This window comes from Pseudoalteromonas sp. 19-MNA-CIBAN-0066, assembly GCF_040308705.1.
GTDB lineage: Bacteria > Pseudomonadota > Gammaproteobacteria > Enterobacterales > Alteromonadaceae > Pseudoalteromonas > Pseudoalteromonas nigrifaciens.
The window spans coordinates 111651-126250 of sequence record NZ_JBEONZ010000008.1; the positions used below are offsets into that span (position 1 = coordinate 111651).

General features: G+C 39.7%; 18 protein-coding genes. 14 read left to right on the top strand and 4 right to left on the bottom strand.

Annotation, left to right across the window (positions count from 1 at the left end; translation table 11 throughout):
* The first annotated feature begins 5 nt into the window (after positions 1-5).
* Genes gspH through AAEZ18_RS07420 form a run of 8 tightly spaced genes read left to right on the top strand, consistent with a single transcriptional unit; the run spans position 6 to position 5674 of the window.
* A complete protein-coding gene (gene gspH, locus AAEZ18_RS07385; RefSeq protein WP_011326953.1) occupies positions 6-590 on the top strand; it encodes a type II secretion system minor pseudopilin GspH in 585 nt (194 codons plus the stop codon).
* Complete coding sequence (gspI, locus tag AAEZ18_RS07390) at positions 590-967, top strand: type II secretion system minor pseudopilin GspI (protein WP_350594314.1); 378 nt, start codon at positions 590-592, stop codon at positions 965-967. Before gspH ends, gspI begins: the two co-directional genes overlap by 1 nt.
* A complete protein-coding gene (gene gspJ, locus AAEZ18_RS07395) occupies positions 968-1642 on the top strand; it encodes a type II secretion system minor pseudopilin GspJ (RefSeq protein WP_011326955.1) in 675 nt (224 codons plus the stop codon).
* Positions 1642-2628 carry a type II secretion system minor pseudopilin GspK gene (gene gspK, locus AAEZ18_RS07400; protein ID WP_011326956.1) on the top strand — a complete coding sequence of 329 codons (987 nt, stop codon included), beginning with the start codon at positions 1642-1644 and terminating at the stop codon, positions 2626-2628. Before gspJ ends, gspK begins: the two co-directional genes overlap by 1 nt.
* Entirely contained in the window at positions 2625-3833 is a 1209-nt protein-coding gene (gspL, locus tag AAEZ18_RS07405) for a type II secretion system protein GspL (RefSeq protein ID WP_011326957.1), read from the top strand. The genes gspK and gspL overlap by 4 nt, the downstream gene beginning before the upstream one ends.
* Entirely contained in the window at positions 3830-4303 is a 474-nt protein-coding gene (locus tag AAEZ18_RS07410) for a type II secretion system protein M (RefSeq protein WP_011326958.1), read from the top strand. Before gspL ends, AAEZ18_RS07410 begins: the two co-directional genes overlap by 4 nt.
* Positions 4304-4306: 3 nt before the next feature.
* Positions 4307-5065 (top strand): type II secretion system protein N, encoded by a 759-nt coding sequence (locus AAEZ18_RS07415; protein WP_086996688.1) that lies wholly within the window; start codon positions 4307-4309, stop codon positions 5063-5065.
* A 21-nt stretch (positions 5066-5086) separates the two neighbouring features.
* On the top strand, positions 5087-5674 hold the full coding sequence (locus AAEZ18_RS07420) for a UPF0149 family protein (RefSeq protein ID WP_011326960.1): 588 nt from the start codon (positions 5087-5089) through the stop codon (positions 5672-5674).
* Between the two features lie 48 nt (positions 5675-5722).
* Here AAEZ18_RS07420 and AAEZ18_RS07425 read toward each other — a convergent pair whose 3' ends face one another.
* Together AAEZ18_RS07425 and AAEZ18_RS07430 are read right to left on the bottom strand one after the other, a co-directional pair.
* Positions 5723-5929: a hypothetical protein gene (locus tag AAEZ18_RS07425; protein WP_011326961.1), complete on the bottom strand. Its 207-nt coding sequence runs from the start codon at positions 5927-5929 to the stop codon at positions 5723-5725.
* Positions 5929-6288, bottom strand: a complete 360-nt coding sequence (locus tag AAEZ18_RS07430; RefSeq protein WP_011326962.1) for a hypothetical protein — start codon at positions 6286-6288, stop codon at positions 5929-5931. The genes AAEZ18_RS07425 and AAEZ18_RS07430 overlap by 1 nt, the downstream gene beginning before the upstream one ends.
* 280 nt (positions 6289-6568) lie before the next feature.
* On the opposite strand from AAEZ18_RS07430, the gene ccoG reads away from it, so the two are divergent.
* The 4 genes from ccoG to AAEZ18_RS07450 are packed head-to-tail and all read left to right on the top strand — an operon-like array spanning position 6569 to position 10342.
* Complete coding sequence (ccoG, locus tag AAEZ18_RS07435; protein ID WP_011326963.1) at positions 6569-7999, top strand: cytochrome c oxidase accessory protein CcoG; 1431 nt, start codon at positions 6569-6571, stop codon at positions 7997-7999.
* Between the two features lie 51 nt (positions 8000-8050).
* Entirely contained in the window at positions 8051-9025 is a 975-nt protein-coding gene (locus AAEZ18_RS07440) for a serine/threonine protein kinase (protein WP_182684520.1), read from the top strand.
* A gap of 34 nt (positions 9026-9059) precedes the next feature.
* Entirely contained in the window at positions 9060-9683 is a 624-nt protein-coding gene (locus tag AAEZ18_RS07445) for a thiol:disulfide interchange protein DsbA/DsbL (protein ID WP_192532392.1), read from the top strand.
* Between the two features lie 20 nt (positions 9684-9703).
* Complete coding sequence (locus AAEZ18_RS07450; protein ID WP_182684518.1) at positions 9704-10342, top strand: thiol:disulfide interchange protein DsbA/DsbL; 639 nt, start codon at positions 9704-9706, stop codon at positions 10340-10342.
* Positions 10343-10405: 63 nt separating this feature from the next.
* Here AAEZ18_RS07450 and trmA read toward each other — a convergent pair whose 3' ends face one another.
* Positions 10406-11509 (bottom strand): tRNA (uridine(54)-C5)-methyltransferase TrmA, encoded by a 1104-nt coding sequence (gene trmA, locus AAEZ18_RS07455; RefSeq protein ID WP_182684517.1) that lies wholly within the window; start codon positions 11507-11509, stop codon positions 10406-10408.
* Between the two features lie 167 nt (positions 11510-11676).
* Here trmA and AAEZ18_RS07460 point away from each other — a divergent pair, with 167 nt between their 5' ends.
* Complete coding sequence (locus AAEZ18_RS07460) at positions 11677-12804, top strand: DUF5610 domain-containing protein (RefSeq protein ID WP_011326968.1); 1128 nt, start codon at positions 11677-11679, stop codon at positions 12802-12804.
* Positions 12805-12881: 77 nt separating this feature from the next.
* Entirely contained in the window at positions 12882-13679 is a 798-nt protein-coding gene (gene murI / locus AAEZ18_RS07465) for a glutamate racemase (protein WP_011326969.1), read from the top strand.
* On the opposite strand, the gene AAEZ18_RS07470 is transcribed toward murI, so the two are convergent.
* A complete protein-coding gene (locus tag AAEZ18_RS07470; RefSeq protein ID WP_011326970.1) occupies positions 13642-14121 on the bottom strand; it encodes an RNA recognition motif domain-containing protein in 480 nt (159 codons plus the stop codon). The genes murI and AAEZ18_RS07470 overlap by 38 nt on opposite strands.
* Between the last annotated feature and the right edge of the window lie 479 nt (positions 14122-14600).

Consider the following 14600-nt stretch of genomic DNA (forward strand, 5'->3'; position numbering starts at 1 on the left):
TTACTATGCAAGTAAGCTCTGAGAGATTGCGTGCAAAAAGCCGCGGCTTTAGTTTAATCGAAATTTTAGTGGTATTAGTGATCATCGCTTTTGCCACAAAAATGGTGGTATATAGCTTAGAAGGCGGCGCTGAGGATGAGTTAGATACTCAAGCGCTTAGGCTGCATACCACCATTAATATGGCATCAGAATTTGCTATTTTAAACCAAGTTGAATTGGGTTTTCATATAGACAACAACGTATTTGAGTTTTTAGTTTTTGATGGTGAAAAGTGGGTAAGCTTTGTCAGAGAAGCATTATTTGAGCCGGTTGAATTTGATCCACGCTTTAAACTAGCGCTTAACCTAGACGACTTAGCTTGGGCGCAAGATAACTTACTCGAGCAAGCAAATTGGCGTGAGCTAATGAGCGGAGACGAAGACAGCTTATTGGAGCTTAAAAAGTTTAAAATCCCGCAAGTGCTAATACTATCTTCGGGCGAAGTAAGTGCATTTCAATTAACACTCGAATTAAAAGAGCAAAGCGAGCCGGTTTACTTTATTGAAGGCGAGTTTACTGCGCCAGTGAATTTACGCCGAGAGCCCGAATAATGCGCCAGTATAATAAAGGTTTTACTTTACTTGAAGTGCTAGTGGCATTGAGTATTTGTGCTATGGCAGGTATTGCAGCAATGCAAGCAACCAGTGAACACATTCATCATCTATCTAGCATAGAAGAGCAAACTTACGCCTCATGGGTTGCCGAAAATATTATGGTAGAGCAGCGTACCAAAGGCGAACAATGGGAAGGGGAAAACGGCGTGCGCGGTAGTGAAGTTATGGCGGGTGTTGAATGGTTTTGGCGCCAAGATATAGGCAAAACCGCAGATAAAGACTTTGTAAAATTAACCATTAATATATTTAGTGATGAAAAATACGAGCACTCGGTATATGAGCTGGCAACTTATTTAAATAAAGGCAAAAAATAAGTGAAGCAACGCGGATTTACCTTACTTGAAGTGATGGTAGCCTTGGGTATTTTAGGCTTTGTTATTATGGCCACGCACCAAATATTAGATACCACTACCCGCGCAAAAGAAGCTTCGGATGATAAAATAGCCGAGCTAAATGGTTTGCAAACCACCTTTAGGTTAATGGATCAAGATTTTAGTCAAATGACCAAACGTGCTGTACGCAATGAAGCAGGCGATGTGCAAGAGCAGTATTTGCTAGCCGGACGCTATGTTTTAGATAGCCAATATGATGGCATTGGCTTTGTGCGCGACGGCTGGATAAATCCAATTAATTTATTACCACGCTCAGAATTACAAGCTGTGGGTTATCGCGTAATAAACGACAACTTGGAGCGAGTGTATCGTGTATATGTTGATCAGCTTGATAATATGGAGCCGCGTGTACAGGTTGTTTTAAAAAACATTGAAGAGCTAAAGTTTGAATTTTTAGACGATAAAAACGAATGGCAAGCTAAGTGGCAAATTAAAGCACTTCCTAAAGCGGTTGCTGTTACGCTGCAACAAATTGAGGCGGAGCCAATTAGGCGAGTATTTTTAGTGCCAGGACAAGGTAAAGAAATTCTACCATCGAGCCCATCAACTGATGATGCACTGGCCGATGAAGGTAACCCGCAAGAAGGTGGGCAGTAATGGGGCTGCGTTCTTCTCGTGGAGCCGCACTTGTTATTGTGCTGTTTATTGTTGCATTAGCGGCCATTTTAGCCGTAGAAATGAGTGCTAACTTAATGGTGCAAGTGCAAAAAAGTACTAACTTACAGGGTCATCAACAAGCTAAGTGGTATGCCTATGGTGCAGAAGAGCTTGCCATAAAAGCGCTGATTAAAAGCAAAAGAGACGATCCTGACAAAACCACGTTAGATCAAATATGGGCGCAGCAAGGCGATATACCTTACCCAGTTGATAACGGCACACTAAGCGGAAAAATAACGGATTTACAAGCATGTTTAAACTTAAATGCTATAGCCGTAGAACCAGATTTAAATAGTGCTAGCAAAACCAATCCAGCGCACAAGGCCTTGTTCGCATTACTTGAAAATATTGAAGATTTACCGGCACAAGAGTCAGAGGAAACCATGGCTGACAGTGTGTTTGATTGGCTAGACGAAAACAGTATTACATACCGTTCAGGAGCAGAAGAAGGGGAATACTTGTCGCGTCAATTTCCGTACATGACCGCCAATAGCTTATTTGCATCAACCTCAGAGCTGCGTTTGGTTAAAGGTTTTAACCCATTAGTAATGGAAAAAGTGCTGCCTTATGTTTGTGTAATACCTGGTAGCACTTTATTGTCTATTAATGTGAATACCTTAGCAGCAGAGCAAGCACTCATTTTAAGTACCCTTATAGATGAGCTAAGTGTATCGGGTGCTGAAGCTGTGATTGCTGCTCGCCCAGATGCAGGCTTTGAAAGTAAAGCTGCCTTTTTTGAACAAGTTCAGCAGCAAGGCGGGCAAAACGTCAAAGCGGTAGAAAAATTGTTTAGTATTAATAGCGAATATTTTAAATTACAAACGCAGGCAAACTTTGTTGATCTGCGTTTTTCGATGACCACATTACTGCACGCCAAAGACGGCGACGTAACGATACTGGCGCGAAAATTTGGAGGCGTACAGTGACAGAAATACTGTTGATCCGCACGGGTCAAACCGAACAAGAGTTACTTAATTGGTTAATATACTCACCACAAGAACAACAAATAATAGCCAGTGGTGAGCTAGTTAATGCCAGTTATTTAAACGAACTGAGCGAAAAATCGCTAGGGCGCGAAGTCGTTGTATTATTGCCTTGTGACCAAGTGCAATTAAAAACGGTAATGCTACCGACTAAATGGAATCGTAAGTTAGAGCAAGCTTTGCCTTATATGCTCGAAGAAGATATAGCGTGCGATATAGATGAGCTATTTATTGCTGTAGGTGAGCCAGTGATGATTGGCGAGCAGCATGCTGTTCGTGTTGCTATGACCGACCGCGAATGGTTTGAGGCGTGGCTAGCGCTATTTGCAGAGCATAATTTATCGGTATATAAAATATTACCCGATGCTTTGTTATTACCCCCAGCAGATGAGGACACAGTAACGGCAATAGCACTTAATAATCAGTGGTTATTTAAACAAGGCCCATGGCGTATAAGTGCAGTAGAGACGAGCTGGTTAAATGGTTACTTAACAGCAATGGGTAATCCAGATGTAAAGCATTTTAGTCCGGCGACTCAGTTTCCTGAAACGGTAAACTTACAGGCTCAAACCAGTGATTACGACCTACCGCTGGCCTTATTTGCTAAGCAACTAGAGCATACTAAGTTTAATCTTCGCCAAGGTATGTATCAGCTTAAAAAGAAAAGCACCTTATGGTGGGGGTACTGGAAAAGTGCTGCCATTATTACCAGCGTTGCCTTAGTAGCGAGTATTACGATTAAAGCTATAGAGTTGCATCAGCTAAATACCCAGTTAGAACTTGCTAAAGCACAGGTAATTGAGCGCTACCAAAAGGCATTTCCGGGAACTAAGGTTCGCCCACACCTTATTAAAAACCAAATTAAAGGTGCACTGGCAAAAATACAAGATACCAGCGACGCTGGATTTTTAGAGTTAACCACAGAATTAGTGGGGGTGTTTTCGCAGGTAAGTAATTTTACCCCTGAAACACTGCGTTATGACAAAAAACGTAATGAATTACGTATGAGAGCACGCGCAAAAGACTTTCAAACCTTTGGTAAAGTTAAAGCCATACTTGAACAGCAAGGGTTAACGGTTGATCAAGGTTCGTTAAGTAACGATGGTGACTTTGTGGTTGGCGAAATTAAACTGCGAGGTGCAGTATGAAGCAGCAGTTAATTAAACATTGGCGCTCACTAAAAGAGCAAGAGCAGCAGTTAATAATCGTTGCGAGTGGTATTTTTATTGTGTTTATTTTAGTGATGGGCATTTTTAGACCCTTAAATAATGCAATAGCAAGTGCTGAGCAATCGCAATTAAAACAGCAAGAGCTACTAGTGTGGGTTGACGAAAGTATTGTAAAGCTCAAGGCCGCTGGTAATACACAAGTGGTTAATAGTCAAAACATTAGCCAAATAGTTAACGCCACCCGCGGACGCTATAAAATAAATATTAGTAAAATGCAGCCAAGTAATAACTCGCTACGTTTAACGCTCGACTCAGTAGAGTTTAATCAATTAATACTGTGGCTTGATGAACTGGTCAATCAACATGGTTTACGGGTCGAAAATTTAGATTTGAGCCGTGACGATAAGTCGGGCTATGTACGTGTTAGCCGTTTGCTATTAGAGAAGTAATGAATGAAAAAAATAATAACCTTATCCATTGTATTTTTACTTAGTTTTATTGTGTTTTGTATTATTAAGTTACCTGCAGCGGTGGCCATTGACCTAGCAAAACCTTATTTTCCTAAGCAACTTGAAGTAGGGCAAAGTGTTGGCACTATTTGGCAAGGGCAAATGATGCAAGTACGCTACCAAGGTGAGCAATTAAATAATGTACGTTGGGATGTTGCCGGGTGGGCATTATTTACCGGTAAGTTAAATGCCAATGTAAAATTTGGTGACCCACGTGAGCGCAGTGATATATCGGGTTATGCAGATGTGAGCTTTGGTTTATTTAATAAGCAAGTGAAAGTAACCAATGGATTAGTGCGCTCAACAGTTGAAAGAGCGATGCAACGCATACAACTTCCGTTACCTGTAACCGCTAAAGGTCGTGTGATCTTGGAATTGGCAGAGTATACATCGGGCGCACCTTATTGTGAGTCACTGCAAGGCGAGATAGCGAGCCCTAATATTGACGTACAAGGTTTGAACGGTTGGTTTAATATAGGCCCGCTTGGTGGTAACCTAAGCTGTAAATCGGGCGACATAGCCATACTTATCGACCCAGATAACACCTTAGGGCTTGAAGCTGATGCAACCCTAAAAGCTAATTTTGACTTTAAAGTATCAGGCTATGTAAAGCCCGATGCCACGTTGCCAAAAGATGTACATGATGCGGTTAAGTTTTTAGGTCGTCCAGATAATCAAGGCCGTTACCCGCTCAACTTTTAATGTTTAATATAAAGAGTTTTAATGCAATTACCCCAATTTACTGAGCAGCACGCTAAGCAGCTCAGCACATTTTTAGACACCCAGTCTCAAGCGATGACGCTAACGCAAAGCCAAGGTTATTTATTTGGCGTAATTTGCTCTCCTGAGCCTCTAGACGTACATGAGTGGATGGCAGCAATTTTGCCTAATACAGCTAATAATGTAGATGAAGAAATGCTATTTTTATTTATGGCGTTATACCATCAAATTAGTGAGCAAGTATTTGAAGTAGGCTATAAATTACCAGCACAATATAATTACGAATTTTGCAGTAATTGGAGCGCAGGTTTTGTAACGGCAACAACGTCATATACTCAAAAGTTATTAAGTTCAACCGCGTTAGAGGCAGAATATAAACAAGCCCTCGAAAGCGCTCAAGCCACATTAAGCTTTTTTGCACTTGATGGGCAAACCATTAGCCAAATAGCGTTACAAAACAGTATTGATGAGCAGTTACTTTGCCAGCAGCAATATGAGCTAATGGGCGACTTTGCGCTTGGCTTTGCAGAGCTAGTGGAAATAGTCGCGCTTAATAGTGGCTTGTACACAGATGAAGGCTGGGAAGAGTAGTTTAGGCGCAGTAATGAGTTGAGCTCAAAATATAGCCGTGAAATAAGTTTAAGCGCCTAGTTCTAATATAATATCAGTGCAGCCTTGCTTGCACTTAATCAGCCCTTTACCCGGCTCGCTGGTGGCTAAGTCGAGTGTTAAAACCCCATTACATTTTTCGCACTTTAGCGTTTTACCCTGCGTGAGTTTTTTAAGCATATTACGTTGCTGGTGAAATGAGTCACTGGCTTTTTTATTTAATCCAGAAAAGTCCATTATTTACCTCGCATGTGTTCTAGTGAGCCGGATACTATTTTACATACAGTGTTTAAGCGCTCATCATAAAAATATAGGTTTAAGTCGCGCTCACGGCAGTAGCGTAAGTGAAATAATCTTATTGAGTCATCGGTAGTAAATGTTTTTTCGGTGTACTCACGCTCAGATTCAGAAAGCGTTAACTGCGCACTAATTTTGTTTTTAGTCATACTGGCAGTAGGGCTGCGATTCACTTTGCTTGCATCACTTAAAAAGTCAATACCATCGTTAAATAACCGCTCACGAGGCTCTTTCACCAAAGGGTGATCGACTGTGAAAAAGGCGAGGACTACTATTACCAAAATAATAAATTTTTTCATAGTTGGGTAAACTTTGATCCAAATAACATAAAATGATGCTGCAGTGTAATAAAATGCATTTTAAAAGCAAGTAACTAAAGTGAATAAATTATTAGCGATCTATGCCAGTAATTTTAGCCAATATTGTTATAATAGCTAACAGCAGTTAGATATTTCTGAAATATCTGAAAGTATTCAAGTCTTGTTATAAATATTATACGTAATAAGTACGTTATTACACTATAAGGTAAACCTTGAATATAGCTGAATTTTTATTTCCAAGCGGTGTTGAGGAACTTCGATGGACAAACAAATTAAAGTAAAAAATATACCAGTTGAAGTAAAGATTCAAAAGCCGGATCTTAGCGGGCAACAGGATCGGTTTAATCCACGTAATCGTATTTACGTGCGTGCTGTTAATGGCTTGCACCAACTTCTTAGGCAGCGAATTGGCTTTTTAGGTCTGTTGGCATTTATGTTGCTACCTTGGATAAATTTTAATGGTGAACAGGCCGTTTTATTTGATTTAATAGGTCAAAAATACAATATATTTGGTTTAACCCTGTGGCCGCAAGACTTTACCATACTCGCCTTTATTTTTATGTTGGCCGCGTTTGCTTTGTTTTTGGTTACTACTTTTTATGGACGAGTGTGGTGTGGTTATACCTGCCCACAAACAGTGTGGACCTTTACCTTTATTTGGTTTGAAGAAAAGTTTGAAGGTACGGCAAATCAACGTAAAAAGCTCGACCAACGAGCAATGGACTTTGATAAGTTTTGGCGCAAAACCGCTAAGCACACCAGTTGGATTTTGTTTTCTTTATATACAGCAATTACATTTGTTGGTTACTTTACCCCTATTCGTGAGCTACTCCCTGACTTTGTTACCTTTAATGCCGGTAGCTATGCCTTAATGAGTATTATCTTTTTTGCTGCTTGTACATACGGTAATGCTGGGTGGATGCGCGAAATTATGTGTTTACATATTTGCCCATACTCACGTTTTCAGTCAGCCATGTTTGATAAAGATACCTATACAGTATCGTATGATGAAAAACGCGGTGAAAGCCGTGGCCCACGCTCGCGCAAAGTGGCACACCAAGATTTAGAAATAGGCGACTGTATTGACTGTAATTTATGCGTGCAAGTATGCCCAACCGGCATAGATATTCGTAATGGCTTACAAGCAGAGTGTATTAACTGTGGCGCTTGTATTGATGCATGTGATGGGGTGATGGATAAAATGAATTATCCACGCGGACTTATTTCTTATACCACTGAGCGAAACTTAGAAACGCCAGAGAATAAAACCAACCCACTGCGGGCAAAAATTATTGGCTATATAGTGATCCTGGTTATTTTAACCAGTGCCTTGGTTGCCAATATTGCGCTGCGTAAAACGATGGAATTTGATATTATTCGCGATCGTAATCAGTTATATAGGGTTGATTTTGAAGGGTTGGTAGAAAACACCTACACCTTAAAAGTGATCAACAAAGCGCAGTATGAGCAAACCTTTACAATTAAAGTGCAAGGGCTCGATAACTTTAAGTACATAGGTAAACAAACGTTTAGGGTTAACGCAGGGCAATCGCACAATGTGCCTTTATCACTGGTTATGGATCCGTATGACTTAAAAGCGCCAATGACAGAATTTAACTTTGTGCTATCGCCGGTAGGCGAGCCCGACAATCAAATATCACAGTCGAGTAACTTTTTTAAAGCGCGGTAAAGTTTAACAAAAAGCGGGGTGTTCCCCGCTTTTATTTTATATAAGAAGTGTATGAGTAAATTTAGCTTTATTGATTTAACCCCAGATCTAATTCTTGATGCCATAGAAAGCGTTGGTATTTATGTTGAGTCTGGTTTATTGGCATTAAATAGTTACGAAAATAGGGTGTATCAATTTGTAGCTGAAGGCGGAAAACGCTACGTTGTTAAATTTTATCGTCCAGAGCGTTGGAGCGAGGAGCAAATACAAGAAGAGCATGACTTTGCCTTTGAGCTAGCAGAGGCCGAAGTACCGGTTGTTGCGCCAATGGAATATAACGGGCAAAGCTTATTTGAACACCAAGGCTATTTATTTACTTTATTTCCAAGTGTTGGCGGGCGTTTATTTGAAGTCGATAACTTAGATCAACTTGATGTACTAGGGCGCTTAATTGGCAGAATGCATCAAGTTGCTAAAACAAAACCATTTACACAAAGGCCCACCCTAACCTGCGAAGAGTACTTACATACAGCAAAAGTTCATCTGCAAAAAAGTAACTTAGTACCTATGGGATTAGAAACTGCTTTTTATACCATTTTAGACTTGGTTATTAAGCAGGCTCAAACACAGTATACCAATGTAAAAACGATACGTTTGCATGGGGATTGCCATGCTGGCAATATATTATGGGCAGGCGATGCGTTAATGTTTGTTGATTTAGATGATAGTCGCCAGGGGCCACCCATTCAGGATCTATGGATGATGCTAAGTGGCGATCGACAAACGCAGCTGTTACAGTTAGATACCTTAGTAACCGCCTATGAAGAATTTTGTGATTTTGATCACTCGCAGCTTAAGTTGATCGAACCACTTCGAGCTATGCGTATCATCCATTATATGGGGTGGGTTGCAAAACGATGGAGCGATCCGGCTTTTGTGCGGAACTTTTCATGGTTTGCAGATGACAAATACTGGGAGCAACAAATTTTAGCACTTAAAGAGCAGCTTGCCGCATTGCAAGAAGCACCGCTAAAATTATTGCCATAACATTTTATTCAAAAATATGTACAACGAGAGACTAATGCTTAAAAAATTAAAACTGAGCCTACTACTTCTTTGTCTACCTTTTGCAGCACTTGCAGCAAACTTTGAAGTAGGTAATCAATATACAGTTATCAATATCGAAAAAAGTACTACACCACAAGTTACCGAATACTTTTCGTTTTATTGCCCGCATTGTTTTAAATTTGAACCGGTTGCACACGCAATTGAAGAAAACCTACCTGCAGGTGCGGTGTTTATAAAAAATCACGTTAACTTTTTAGGCGGCGTGTCGCCACAAACACAAAGTAATTTGAGCCTAGCGTATTTAGTTGCTAAAAAGCACGGGCAAGCTGATACGATTACAGACAAGATTTTTAAAAGTATTCATGTTCAGCGCGCACCACTGACTGAAATTAAAGATTTAAAAAAATTATTAGATATAAATGGCATTAGTAGCGATACGTTTGATCAAGATATTGCCAGTATGCCAATTATTGCAGCTGAACAAGCAATGCAAGATAAACAAAATAAATACTCAAAATTAGGTGCGTTAACAGGCGTTCCTACTTTTATTGTAAACGACAAATATAAAATCAATCTAAATACCATCAAGAGCCAAGAAGAGCTTGATGAGTTAGTTTCATTTTTACTCGCACTATAAATTTTTGGAGCCATATAATAATGATAAAATTAGTTAAAGCAGGTTTACTTGCTGTATTACTACCTTTCGCTGCAACAAGTTTTGCAGCAACCTTTGAGGAAGGTGTACATTATGAGGTTGTGTCTGAGCGCGCAACTAAAAAACCAGAAGTGAAAGAGTTTTTCTCATTTTACTGTCCTGCGTGTAATAACATGGAGCCACTGGTAGCCGAGATTAAACCAATGCTCGATAAAGGCGTAAAGTTTAAAAAGAGCCATGTTGATTTTGTTGGCGTACGCGATACCGAGCATCAACAAATGATCAGCCAAGCGTTAGCAACGGCTGAAGTGTTACCACAAAAAGATAAAATTATTGCGGCTATCTTTAGTCACATTCATACAAAGCGCGCAAATTTTAATGAATTAGCCGACGTAAAAGATGTGTTTGTAGCCCAAGGCGTTGATGGCGATAAGTTCGATAAGTTATTTAAAAGCTTTTCGGTACGTACATTAAGCTCAAAAATGAAGCGCGACCAAGACTACTTTAAAGAAAAAGGTGCATTGCGTGGCGTACCAACTTTTATTGTAAATGGTAAGTACAAACTACTTCTAGGTCGCGAATCGGGTATTAGCGAACCCGCAGATATCACAAATCTAATTAACTACTTGGCAAGCAAGTAAAGTTAACCCCATAAAAAAAGCTCCTTAGGAGCTTTTTTTATGGGTAATTTTTAACTGCTTATTTTAAGTATTCTTTTTTTGTAAAAATACACCCGACTCAATATGGTGCGTATAAGGGAACTGATCAAAAATCGCAAAGCGTTTAACTTCATGGGTGCGGGTTAAGTGATCAAGGTCGCGCTCTAGTGTCTCTGGGTTACACGAAATATAAATAATACTTTCGTAATTTGCTACTAAGTCACACGTTAGGGTATCCATACCGGCACGTGGCGGATCAACTAAAATGGTTTGGCAATTGTAGCTATTTAAATCTATACCTTCTAAACGAGAAAAACTGCGTTCGCCATTCATGGCTTGAGTAAACTCTTCGCTCGACATACGAATAATATCTAAATTGTCTACCTTGTTTTGCGCTATATTATACTGCGCTGAGTGTACCGACGACTTTGATATTTCGGTTGCTAGTACTTTATTAAACGAGCCCGCTAACGCAATAGAAAAGTTACCGTTACCACAATAAAGTTCAAGTAAATCATTTTTAAGTGGCTTACATAAGTCTTGCGCCCACTCTAGCATTTTAATATTTACTTTGGCATTTGGCTGGGTAAAGCTGTTTTCTACCTGCTGATATATTAGTTCTTGGCCATTCACGTTTAAGCGTTCGGTAACGTAGTCATCACCAAGCATTTCTTTTTGTTTGCGGGCACGGCCAATAAAGTCAATTTTATACTTACTGCTTAACTTTTCTTTAAGCGCGTTAATTTCACTCAGCCAATGCTCATCAAGTGGCTTGTGATATAACAGACTCACTAAAATCTCACCGCTTAGCGTAGATAAGTAATCAATCTGAAATAGTTTACGACGCAAAATTTCACACGACTTTAAATTATCAATCATTACTTGCATCACTTCACCTACCAAAGGAGCGGCAGGGTCAAAGCTATCAACGCGAATTTTGTCTTTAGTTTGTTGATCAAACATTATATGAAACAGATCGTCACCATCGTGCCATACTCTAAACTCAGCGCGTTGGCGGTAGTTAATCGGCTCTGAGCTAAATACCTCAAGTTTATCCACACCAAAACGTTGAAATTGGGCAGCAATACGCTGTTCTTTTTCGCTTAACTGCGCATCGTACTGTGAGGTGTCTATTTTAATAACTGCCATTAACGCTATAACCTTATCTTTGAGAGCTGTTTATCGGCGCTATTGTAGGGAGCGAGATGTATTTGTCTAGTTTTGATGAAATATATATTGGTTTTTTTTTGAGCATCTAGCTACAGAAATAACTTACAGTGCCGATAAGTAAGGCAAGCATAGATAGGAGTCGGATCATGAAAATCGGTAACTTTGGCTTTGTTCCAAACCACAATATTAATAAATACGGTAATAAAGGGGCTTTACAGCAACCTACAATACAGTCGCCTCAAGATAACTATCAGCAGCGCGGTAAAGAACTTGCTGCCAAAGTGCTCGGTGACAAAATGGCTCAAGCTCTTGGCTTACCGATAAGCGAGCCGAAAAAAGATAAACCGCTTTTTGATTTTGATGAAATCGTTAAAAACGTTTTAGACTTCGTTACCAGTGCAGTACGTAAAGCAAAAGCCAATGGTGCCGACGATGAAAAACTCAAAGGTATGTTAGGTGATGCTCGAAAAGGTGTGCAAATAGGGATTGATGACGCGGTTGATGAATTAAAAGGCAATGGCGTGTTTAACGACGATATCGCACAGGGTATTAATAAATCTAAAGAAGGCATATTTAATGGCCTGGACAAATTTGAAGACGATTTATTTAATCCTAAACCCGCCAGTGTCTCTGTTAGCCAAGCTCAGTATGCAAGTTTAAGTAACAAAGCAGAATATAAATTTACTACCGCCGAAGGAGACGAAGTGAGTATTAGTTTTGCTGATGCTTATGAGTCACAATCAGCCAGTCGTTATCAGCAAAATGGGAATAGTGAATCTTTTGTAAGTGAGTCGTCGCAGTCTCGTGAGTTGTCATTTTCTATGTCGGTTAATGGCGATTTAAATGAGAATGAACAAAAGGCGATTAATGAGCTAATGGCTGACTTACAAAGTGTAAGTAGCACCTTTTTCAGTGGTGACTTAGATAAAGCATTTGAAGAGGCGCAAGCACTAAGCTTAGGCAACGAACAGCTGGTGGCTTTTTCAATGGATTTACGACAAACCAAAACAGTCGCTACAGTTAAAGGTTACGAAGAGTACAAGCCAGTTCCTGAAAAAGCAGTAGCTGATAAATTAGCGCCGTTTAACGACGACTTAAAAGCTGTGTTTAATAAAGCCACAGAGCTGGGCATACAAAACCAGTTATCGGGTATTGTGCAGTGGTTAAATCAAGATCAAGCAGAAATAGATAAATTGGTAGATTACACCAAAGCTATGTTCGAAAACCTTAATCAATTAAATGCAGCAACGGACGAGCTAGCCAATCAACAATAGTTGTACTACTAAACTACTTTCTTTTATAAAAATCACATGGCAAACTGCCGTTCTTAACTTAGAGTAAGGACAGTAGTTTGTCAGCGCACATAATGGTTTTTGATTCAGGTATTGGTGGTACTACGGTACTTGAACATATTCAGCAAAGTATTCCAGATGCGCAATACAGCTATTTTATGGATAATGCGCTATTGCCATACGGCGCTCAGTCACAGCAAACGATTATTAACCGCTTATGCGCACTCATTCACTTTATTAACCAGCAAGCGCTTAATGTAGATTTAATTGTTATTGCATGTAACACCGCCTCTACTTCTGCGCTTGGGGCAGTGCGCCAAATTACTACTATTCCTATAGTGGGGGTGGTACCGGCGATAAAACCTGCTGCGCAACTTACACAATCTAAACATATCGGCCTACTGGCAACTCCAGCAACTATATCAAGTCCCTATACGCGCACACTCATACAAGAACATACCAACAATATAGCAGTTAGCTTATATAGTAGCGTTGAACTAGTTACTTTAGCCGAGCGTCTGTTTTTCGAACAAAGTTTAGATACAACTAAACTGCACCAAGAACTCGATCGTTTAAACATAGATCAGTCTATAGATGTATTAGTATTAGGCTGTACGCATTTTCCTATTTTGGCAGAGCCGATTAGTCAGTACTTTAATAGGAAAGTGCAGCTACTTGATTCAGGTGCAGCGATTGCTAAGCGAGTTCATTACTTAATTAGCCAGCTTAATTTAACGAATAACAATATTGCAGATACAAAAAAGCCGCTGCAATATTATGCAACGGCTAGTGTGAGTAGTAAGTTAGCTGTAAAGCTAGTTACACTGATTGATCCGGCTCAGAACGAAGAGCGTTAGAATCATCTTCTTGTTTTTGTTTTGCTTCACGTACCTTTAAGGTACGTTGTTGGAACTCGCTATCGTTTAACTGCGCTATTGCATTGTCGGCATCAGCTTGCGCCATTTCAACAAAACCAAAGCCACGACGCTTACCTGTATTTTTGTCCTTTAATAAGCGAACGTTGAACACTTTGCCTTGCTCTTCAAATAAAGCACGTACCACACCTTCGTTTGCACGATAAGGAAGGTTACCAACATAAAGCGTTTTGGTTTTTACTTCGGCTTCTACTACACCGTCAGACGACATCGCAGCAATAACAATACCACCAATGAGCAAACCAACAGCAAATAGTAGTGCAGGGTCTAACTCTAGGCTTTCAAGTGCGAACTTAACTATAACAAAACCAACAACAGCAAGAATAACTGAGAGGATAAAAGATTTTTGATCGGGTAATTTCATTTTGATCTACCAATAAACAGGAAATAAACATTAATTTAACATTGTGAACTTGCTATCTTAACGCCTTAATTCAACATAGCAATAAAATTTATAGTAAATAATATAAAACAGGGTGAAAAAGCATCGTTTTATACATGTTTTTATCATGTTTCACTTGCTATCGATTACATTTTGTTCGAACAGTAAAAAGATCTAAAAAAAGGCTTGATCTGTTTTCGGATCTCCCTATAATGCGACCCCACTGAGAAGGGAAACGCCGAAGCATAGCAAGGCAGCAACTACTTAGAGAGTTAAATAAAACTTCGGTTTTAAATCTTCCAAAAAGAAAGTTTAAAACAAAGTGTTGACTCGAAAAATAAAGGATGTATTATACGCATCCCTTGAGACGCTAAAGCGACTCAAAACGTTCTTTAACAATATAAAGCAATCATCTGTGTGGGCACTCGTACAGATTGAGTTCTAACAGCCAAGCTTAGTTC

Bases quoted from the DNA above. Each gene is read 5' to 3' on its own strand.
- AAEZ18_RS07445 (WP_192532392.1), top strand. From the start codon at position 9,060: ATGCTTAAAAAATTAAAACTGAGCCTACTACTTCTTTGTCTACCTTTT.
- gspI (WP_350594314.1), top strand. From the start codon at position 590: ATGCGCCAGTATAATAAAGGTTTTACTTTACTTGAAGTGCTAGTGGCA.
- AAEZ18_RS07470 (WP_011326970.1), bottom strand. From the start codon at position 14,121: ATGAAATTACCCGATCAAAAATCTTTTATCCTCTCAGTTATTCTTGCT.
- AAEZ18_RS07425 (WP_011326961.1), bottom strand. From the start codon at position 5,929: ATGGACTTTTCTGGATTAAATAAAAAAGCCAGTGACTCATTTCACCAG.
- gspH (WP_011326953.1), top strand. From the start codon at position 6: ATGCAAGTAAGCTCTGAGAGATTGCGTGCAAAAAGCCGCGGCTTTAGT.
- AAEZ18_RS07410 (WP_011326958.1), top strand. From the start codon at position 3,830: ATGAAGCAGCAGTTAATTAAACATTGGCGCTCACTAAAAGAGCAAGAG.
- AAEZ18_RS07460 (WP_011326968.1), top strand. From the start codon at position 11,677: ATGAAAATCGGTAACTTTGGCTTTGTTCCAAACCACAATATTAATAAA.
- trmA (WP_182684517.1), bottom strand. From the start codon at position 11,509: ATGGCAGTTATTAAAATAGACACCTCACAGTACGATGCGCAGTTAAGC.
- gspK (WP_011326956.1), top strand. From the start codon at position 1,642: ATGGGGCTGCGTTCTTCTCGTGGAGCCGCACTTGTTATTGTGCTGTTT.
- AAEZ18_RS07440 (WP_182684520.1), top strand. From the start codon at position 8,051: ATGAGTAAATTTAGCTTTATTGATTTAACCCCAGATCTAATTCTTGAT.
- AAEZ18_RS07430 (WP_011326962.1), bottom strand. From the start codon at position 6,288: ATGAAAAAATTTATTATTTTGGTAATAGTAGTCCTCGCCTTTTTCACA.
- AAEZ18_RS07420 (WP_011326960.1), top strand. From the start codon at position 5,087: ATGCAATTACCCCAATTTACTGAGCAGCACGCTAAGCAGCTCAGCACA.
- AAEZ18_RS07415 (WP_086996688.1), top strand. From the start codon at position 4,307: ATGAAAAAAATAATAACCTTATCCATTGTATTTTTACTTAGTTTTATT.
- AAEZ18_RS07450 (WP_182684518.1), top strand. From the start codon at position 9,704: ATGATAAAATTAGTTAAAGCAGGTTTACTTGCTGTATTACTACCTTTC.
- ccoG (WP_011326963.1), top strand. From the start codon at position 6,569: ATGGACAAACAAATTAAAGTAAAAAATATACCAGTTGAAGTAAAGATT.